This is a genomic window from Microcystis aeruginosa NIES-4325, assembly GCF_008974145.1.
In the GTDB taxonomy this organism is placed as follows: Bacteria; Cyanobacteriota; Cyanobacteriia; order Cyanobacteriales; family Microcystaceae; genus Microcystis; species Microcystis aeruginosa_G.
In genome coordinates this window covers 1-6,903 of record NZ_BJKP01000063.1, presented here as the reverse complement: position 1 = coordinate 6,903, position 6,903 = coordinate 1, and the positions used below count along the sequence as shown (strand labels likewise).

Below are 6,903 nucleotides of genomic sequence, written 5' to 3'. Positions count from 1 at the left end.
TTCATTGGCAGAAATGGCTTGATATTGTCCCTCAATTAGTCTAAATCCTTGTAATTCTAAGGTATTAGGATCGAACCAAAAATAATTAGGAGTACGAAAAGTATTTTGATAGAGAATTTTCTTTTTAGTGCGGTCAATATTGGCCGTAGAATCAGAAAGAATCTCGATGATCACATTGGGATATTTCCCCTGTTCTCCCCAAACCACCCAACTTTTGCGGGGACGTTTTTCTGTATCTAAAACCACAAAAAAATCTGAACCGCAGAAATCGCGCTTTTTCAGTTGTTCTTCGTTATAGTAGATAGTCAGATTACCGGAAGCGTAGTAATCGTTTCTCTCTTGCCATAATAATTCTAGACAACTGAGAAGAATTATGATCTGTTGCAGGTGTAAATCACTTTCCAAGGGTGGTTCATCACTCCATAAATCGGTGGGGGGACAGGTAACTTCCGGTAAAATGTCGAGAGTTGTCATAGTTTTTCCCCGTTATACTAGCTTTGTTTAATTATAACAGCTAGGTATCATCAAAGAAGCTCTAGCCGGAGTTATGTGGTTCGATAATTGAAGCCATCTGAAGCAAAAGAATATCTGTGATTGCTATCAAAACTGTTATATTATAGAAAAATATTTCTGAGATTTTTCCTATGCCTCTAATTAAAATTCAAACTTCTGTCACCTCCGCCGATGATGAGACGGTTAATCAACTTTTACAGAGTCTTTCGGCTAAATTAGCTAAACATCTGGGAAAACCGGAATCCTATGTGATGACAGCTTTAGAATCGGGGATAAAAATGACTTTTGCTGGCACTTTTGAGCCTGTGTGTTATGTGGAGATTAAAAGTGTTGGTTCTATTTCTGCCGCTCAAACTAAAAGCATGAGTAGTGATTTTTGTCAAGAAATTGAGGCTTATTTAGAAATACCGAAAAATCGCATTTATCTAGAATTTGCCGAGGCGAAAGGTTATCTTTGGGGCTGGAATGGCAGTACGTTTGGTTAATTTATGCCAAAATTTCGGTAAATAGGGCTTATTTTAACTCTCTGGTTAGGATTTTCGCCTGTTCAATCCAAGCTAACATCACCGCAATATCGGGACATAAATCGCGTCTTTGCAGATTAGCCACCTGAAAGCGGAGAATCTGTCGGTGCAATTGCTGAATTGATACCTGTGCCAATTGTGGGACGGAAGCAATACCAGCATGAACCAGCAAACCGCAGTATTGACAACCCACGGCTGGAATCGAGGCTAATTCCGCCATTGCCACCCACTTATTAATATATTTAGCCTGAATTTGCATTCTTACGGCTAATTTTTCCTTACCCAATTGCGGACGAACTTTTTGCAAAAGTTGTGCGGTGTTGTCGATACCGCAATCCTTTAATTTTTGGCAATCTTGGTCACTTAACCCCGGCAAATGTTCAATTAACCAGCTTTGCCTGTGGATAAGTTGCGATCGATTCATCGAAATTATTAACTATTGATAAGTAGATTATAGCAGTTATCTTCAGGCCCAGATTAGCTGGTCGATATCTGGTGAGAATCGATCCCCCTAGCTTCGGCATCTTCTTAAAAAAAGGGAAAAAGGAGGAAGTCGATGTGTAGTTTTTATTAATTGTACGCAGAAAAAAAGTTGATAGAACCAAAACGGTCTATCAACTCTTAAAATTATCTATTCAAGAACTAAAAATTAACGTTCTTGAAAGACGATTTTTTTGTCCAGGGAAGGACGGTTATTCGACTTAGAGGGGTACTTACTACCACCACTGCGGGGAGTTTTATTAATCACCGGTTTACTGCTCGTCGGTGCGGGAACTTCCCAATCGGTTTTCATCCACTGGGGACAATTTTGATCGTAGATCATTTGCAGGGCAGCCGCCGCAATCGCTTGGGGATCGTATTCTGCGCTTAAATCCCGCACCAAAGGCAAGAAAGAAGCCATACGTTCCCCCGATAAAGCCTCTTTTAGCTGATTTTGCAGCTTGGCCAGGCGTTTTGCTTCTACTTCGGTGCGACTAGGAATGGGACTAGATTCCAGACGTTGACGCAAACGCTGTTCAATCTGACGTAATAAACGCCGATCGATCGGTTCTACTAAAGATATAGCAGTTCCCGTTTTACCAGCGCGGCCGGTGCGGCCAATGCGGTGAATATAGGTTTCGGCATTATCCGGCAGATCATAGTTAATAACGTGGCTGAGATTTTCCACATCTAGACCGCGGGCTGCGATATCCGTAGCTACCACTAATTTAATTTTGCCCTCGCGGAAACGTTGCACCAGTCGTTCCCGTTGCACTTGGCTTAAGTTACCGTGGTATTCATCCACAGTTTGCCCCGCTTCTTGCAGTTTGCTGGTTAATTCGGCCGCGGTTTGCTTGGTGCGGACGAAAATAATCGCCGATTCTAGGGGTTCGATCTCTAACAGGGGTTGCAGGACTTTTAATTTCGTCCAACCGCGAGGGATCATATAAATTTTCTGCTCGATTTTAGCAGGAGCGGCCTGGGGTTGAGAAACCGTCACAGAAATGGGAGATTTCAAGAAATTAGCGATTAAATCGCGGATTTCCCGGGGCATAGTTGCCGAGAAACAGGCGGTTTGACGGGTGGAGGGGGATGCTTGCAGAATTTTCTTAACATCATCGATAAAACCCATACTGAGCATTTCGTCCGCTTCATCGAGGACTACCCAGTTTAGGGATTCGAGATGGAGTTTTTTGCGATCTAGCAGATCGATTACCCGGCCGGGAGTCCCGACCACAATCTGGACACCTTTTTCCAGACTGCGGATCTGACGTTCCATGGATTGACCACCACAGACTGTCAGGATAAAGAGACGACGATCATCAGAGAAATCTTTGATAGCGCTGGCCACCTGTTGGGCTAATTCCCGGGTGGGGGTGAGGATTAAAGCTTGAACGTTAGGATTTTTGGTGTCCATGCGTTCCAGTAAAGGCAGGGAATAGGCGGCGGTTTTGCCGGTTCCCGTTTGCGACATTCCTACCATGTCATGCCCTTCTAGAAGGAGAGGGATGGCTTTGGTTTGAATTTCCGTGGGGGTAGTGAATCCAAGCGTTTCTAGGTGTTGAAGACGGCTATCGGATAAACCTAAATTGTTGAAACCAGTGGTCATAGGGATTGTTTTGTGGGAATTAAATTAGAAAAATGGAAAAATTAGACTATTTCGCCGTAGAGATCGTAGGTATCGGCCGCAGTGATTCGGACCTGTACGATCGCACCTAGAATCGCCTCCCCTGTCACATAAACCAAGCCATCCACTTCCGGGGAAAAACGAGCGGAACGCCCGATTAATTCTCCTGTTTCCGGGTTTTCCTGTTCGATGAGAACATCTACAGTATGACCTATATAAGCTTGATTTTTGCGCTCCGAGATTGGTTGCTGAGTTAACATCAACCTTTCGCGGCGTTCGTCCATAATTGCCTGTGGCACTGGATCGGGCAGGTCAAAAGCGGCTGTACCTTCTTCGGCGGAGAAGGTAAACACCCCGACGTGATCGAACTCATGACGCTTGACAAATTCCAGCAGATGGCTGAAATGTTCCTCGGTTTCTCCGGGGAAACCGACGATAAAAGTCGTTCGTAAAACCGCGTTCGGGATAGCTTGCTTGATCCGCTCGATAATGCCATCGTTGACTCGTCCTTGCCAGGGACGGTTCATCGCCCGCAGGATGTCGGGATGGGAATGTTGTAGCGGCAAGTCTAGATAGGGTAAAACATTCGGGCTCTCTCGGATCGCTTCGATAACCTTTGGCGTTAACCCGGTCGGGTAAGCGTAGTGAACGCGAATCCAAGGTATATCGACTTCTGCCAGCGCTCGCAAGAGTTCCGCTAATTTGGGTTCGCCATATAAGTCTAACCCATAATTGGTTGTTATTTGCGAAATGAGAATTAATTCTTGGACCCCTTGGCTGGCCAATTGTCGCGCTTCCTTGACAATGGACTCGATCGATCTCGATCGCTGATCACCGCGCAGGTGGGGAATAATACAGAAAGCACAGCGATAGTCACAGCCTTCGGCCACCCGCAGATAGGCGACTCCCTCGCTGGTGGTGCGATAACGGGGCAGATTTTCATCGGCGATAAAAGTGGGATCGGTGCTGACTTCTTTGACTCGTTCTCCCGTCTCTACCCGTTCCACGATCTCGACGATTTTCTGATAATCCCCAGTGCCGACAATAGCCACGGCTTCCGGCAATTCCGTCAGGAGTTCATCTTGGAAATGTTGGGCCATACAGCCGGAGATAATAATTTTTTTATTAGCTTCCGCCAGTTCCACGAGGGTGCGAACGGATTCTTCTCTAGCTGCTTGAATGAAACTACAGGTATTAACGATAACGTAATCGGCCAACTCCTCGTTATTATCTACGGGATAGCCAGCCTTGGCCAGCAGTCCTAACATATGCTCGGAGTCGATCCGGTTTTTCTCACAGCCTAGGTGTGAGATAGCGATGGTTGGCTTATTGCCCATGCGATCGAGTATCAACCAAATCTTAAACTTCTTTAATGTTAAGACATTTTAACGGATTCCGGACTTGATAAAATCATTAGCAGTTAAAATAATTTCCCCCCCGTGGAACCGTGGCTAGGCTTTCACCCTGTTAAAATGGGTGAGCGGTGCCTGGTTGGGGACGCTAAGAGTAGTAGACGCTGTGAACTTAATTGCAACTTTCAAGACAAAAAACCCGATTATTGGCGTAGTTCATCTCGCCCCCCTGCCCACTTCCCCCCGTTGGGGTGGTAGTCTCAAGACGGTGATCGAGCGGGCTGAACAGGAGGCGACGGCTTTGGCTGCTGGTGGGGTCGATGGTTTGATTATCGAGAATTTTTTTGATGCCCCCTTTACTAAGCAACAGGTGGATCCCGCCGTGGTTAGTGCCATGACTTTAATTGTTGATCGCATTAAAAATCTGGTGGTCTTACCGATTGGTCTTAATGTTCTCCGCAATGATGCCCATAGTGCCTTAGCGATCGCTACCTGTGTCAATGCCCAATTTATTCGAGTTAATGTGCTAACGGGGGTTATGGCCACCGATCAGGGCATTATTGAGGGTCAAGCCCACGAACTCCTGCGTTATCGGCGCGAATTGGGGTCTGAGGTCAAAATTTTAGCGGATGTTTTGGTTAAACACGCCCGCCCCTTGGGAACGCCTAATCTGACTACGGCGGTGCAAGATACGATCGAACGGGGACTAGCAGACGGGGTGATCCTCTCCGGTTGGGCCACCGGTAGCCCCCCCAGTTTTGAGGATTTGGAACTAGCAGTGGCAGCGGCCAAGGGAACACCGGTTTTTATCGGCAGCGGGGCTGATTTGGACAATATCGGGCGGTTGCTGCCGGCTGCCGATGGGGTGATCGTGGCTAGTTCCCTCAAGCGTCATGGCAAAATTACTGAACCGGTGGATCCGATCCGGGTGTCGCAATTTGTGGAAACGGCCCGGCAGATCAACGATCAAAAGGCAAAAATTAATAATTCTCTGCCTTCTTTGCCTCTGTCCACATAACCCCTTGCTAGAATGGCGGATAGTTATCGGCCGTGGTGCGATCCTAAGTTTTTAGGAATTGAAAACGTCCTAATTAACACAATATGGTTGGGGAATTTTTCCCTTCAACAAAGTGCATTTAGATTTCTCTCCTGACTCCCGACTCCCGACTCCTGAATTCTGCTGTAATTTAATCTAAATAATATTATGCGTCGTCGTTCTGTACCTTGGATTCATCGCTACTCCCGGCCTCTAATTGGGGGCGTTTCGATCGTGGGGGCGATTCTGACCGGCTATTTAACCATTACTAAACTGACGGGAGGGGCTGCGGCCTGTACCGCCGGGGCTAGTGATGGGGCTGGTTGTAGTGGTGTTCTGAATAGTCCCTACGCTACGGTTTTCGGGCTGCCCTTGAGTTTGTTCGGTTTTTTGTCCTATATTGCCATGGCAGTTTTTGCCCTCAGTCCTCTATTTATTAATGGGGAAACCCAGAAAAATCTCCGCAAAAGTTTAGAAAATAATACTTGGTTATTGCTGTTAGCGGGGGCGACGGCGATGGCGGTATTTAGTGGTTATTTAATGTATATTCTAGCCACGGAATTACAGGAATTGTGTCCCTACTGCATCACTTCGGCTTTGTTCGCTTTAACCTTATTAATTCTCACAATTGTCGGTCGCGAATGGGAAGGTTTAGGACAAATTATACTGCCGATGGTTGTGGTGGCGATGATTACTTTGGTGGGAACTTTAGCAGTTTATGCGGGAGTAAATTCCCCGACGGTGGCAGGAGGAAAAGAAGAAATTACCCGGCCAATGACAGCTGCTACACCTCCCCACGGTTGGGAAGTAACCACGGTTTCAGGAGAGGCAGAAATCGCCCTGGCTAAACATTTAAAAGCAATTGGTGCGAAAGAATACGGGGCTTTTTGGTGTCCCCATTGTTACGATCAAAAACAGTTATTTGGTAAGGAAGCGGGAGAAATCCTCAAAAAAGAAGGGGTTTATATCGAATGCGATCCACAAGGGGTTAATGGTAATCCCCAAGCTTGTCGCGATGCCGGAATTAAAGGTTTCCCCACTTGGATTATTAAGGGTCAAGAATATTCGGGAACCCAAAGATTAGAGAAATTAGCGGAGATTTCTGGTTATACTGGCCCGATGAATTTTAAATATACAGTTCCGGGGCGCAAGTAGGAAAGGGTTAAAATTTATACTGGAGGCTGAACCTTGTTCAGCCTTTATTGTTGTCTATTATCTCGATGTCGTTATAGCTGGTGTCTAATTATAGTCATTTCAAATAAGTATGATACAAGTAAAAAATAGGGTAAAATAAGGAAAAACAAGCAACCCATACAGAAAAATGTCCTATAGCCTAGACTTGAGAAAAAAAGTAATTGATTATGTAGAGAA

The 6,903-nt window shown here is 45.8% G+C and carries 7 protein-coding genes; 3 read left to right on the top strand and 4 right to left on the bottom strand.

What is annotated here, in order from left to right; all coding sequences use genetic code 11:
- A partial coding sequence (locus tag MiAbW_RS18585) for a Uma2 family endonuclease (protein ID WP_172967398.1) occupies nucleotides 1-474 on the bottom strand: 474 nt, incomplete at its 3' end.
- Nucleotides 475-644: 170 nt separating this feature from the next.
- On the opposite strand from MiAbW_RS18585, the gene MiAbW_RS18580 reads away from it, so the two are divergent.
- The gene (locus tag MiAbW_RS18580) at nucleotides 645-998 is read left to right on the top strand and encodes a phenylpyruvate tautomerase MIF-related protein (protein WP_151697297.1); all 354 of its coding nucleotides are present in this window, start codon (nucleotides 645-647) and stop codon (nucleotides 996-998) included.
- A 28-nt stretch (nucleotides 999-1,026) separates the two neighbouring features.
- Here the strand turns inward: MiAbW_RS18580 and MiAbW_RS18575 are convergent, their stop codons facing one another.
- The 3 genes from MiAbW_RS18575 to rimO form a co-directional block, all read right to left on the bottom strand.
- Nucleotides 1,027-1,461 (bottom strand): DUF4332 domain-containing protein, encoded by a 435-nt coding sequence (locus tag MiAbW_RS18575; RefSeq protein ID WP_151697296.1) that lies wholly within the window; start codon nucleotides 1,459-1,461, stop codon nucleotides 1,027-1,029.
- Between the two features lie 225 nt (nucleotides 1,462-1,686).
- Nucleotides 1,687-3,126 (bottom strand): DEAD/DEAH box helicase, encoded by a 1,440-nt coding sequence (locus tag MiAbW_RS18570; RefSeq protein WP_151697295.1) that lies wholly within the window; start codon nucleotides 3,124-3,126, stop codon nucleotides 1,687-1,689.
- A 41-nt stretch (nucleotides 3,127-3,167) separates the two neighbouring features.
- Complete coding sequence (gene rimO, locus MiAbW_RS18565; RefSeq protein WP_151697294.1) at nucleotides 3,168-4,481, bottom strand: 30S ribosomal protein S12 methylthiotransferase RimO; 1,314 nt, start codon at nucleotides 4,479-4,481, stop codon at nucleotides 3,168-3,170.
- 181 nt (nucleotides 4,482-4,662) lie between these two features.
- On the opposite strand from rimO, the gene btpA reads away from it, so the two are divergent.
- Both btpA and MiAbW_RS18555 read left to right on the top strand, forming a co-directional pair.
- Complete coding sequence (gene btpA / locus MiAbW_RS18560; RefSeq protein ID WP_004158629.1) at nucleotides 4,663-5,514, top strand: photosystem I biogenesis protein BtpA; 852 nt, start codon at nucleotides 4,663-4,665, stop codon at nucleotides 5,512-5,514.
- 186 nt (nucleotides 5,515-5,700) lie between these two features.
- Complete coding sequence (locus MiAbW_RS18555; protein WP_151697293.1) at nucleotides 5,701-6,687, top strand: vitamin K epoxide reductase family protein; 987 nt, start codon at nucleotides 5,701-5,703, stop codon at nucleotides 6,685-6,687.
- The last annotated feature ends 216 nt before the right edge of the window (nucleotides 6,688-6,903 follow it).

Bases quoted from the DNA above. Each gene is read 5' to 3' on its own strand.
- MiAbW_RS18580 (WP_151697297.1), top strand. From the start codon at position 645: ATGCCTCTAATTAAAATTCAAACTTCTGTCACCTCCGCCGATGATGAG.
- MiAbW_RS18575 (WP_151697296.1), bottom strand. From the start codon at position 1,461: ATGAATCGATCGCAACTTATCCACAGGCAAAGCTGGTTAATTGAACAT.
- MiAbW_RS18570 (WP_151697295.1), bottom strand. From the start codon at position 3,126: ATGACCACTGGTTTCAACAATTTAGGTTTATCCGATAGCCGTCTTCAA.
- rimO (WP_151697294.1), bottom strand. From the start codon at position 4,481: ATGGGCAATAAGCCAACCATCGCTATCTCACACCTAGGCTGTGAGAAA.
- MiAbW_RS18555 (WP_151697293.1), top strand. From the start codon at position 5,701: ATGCGTCGTCGTTCTGTACCTTGGATTCATCGCTACTCCCGGCCTCTA.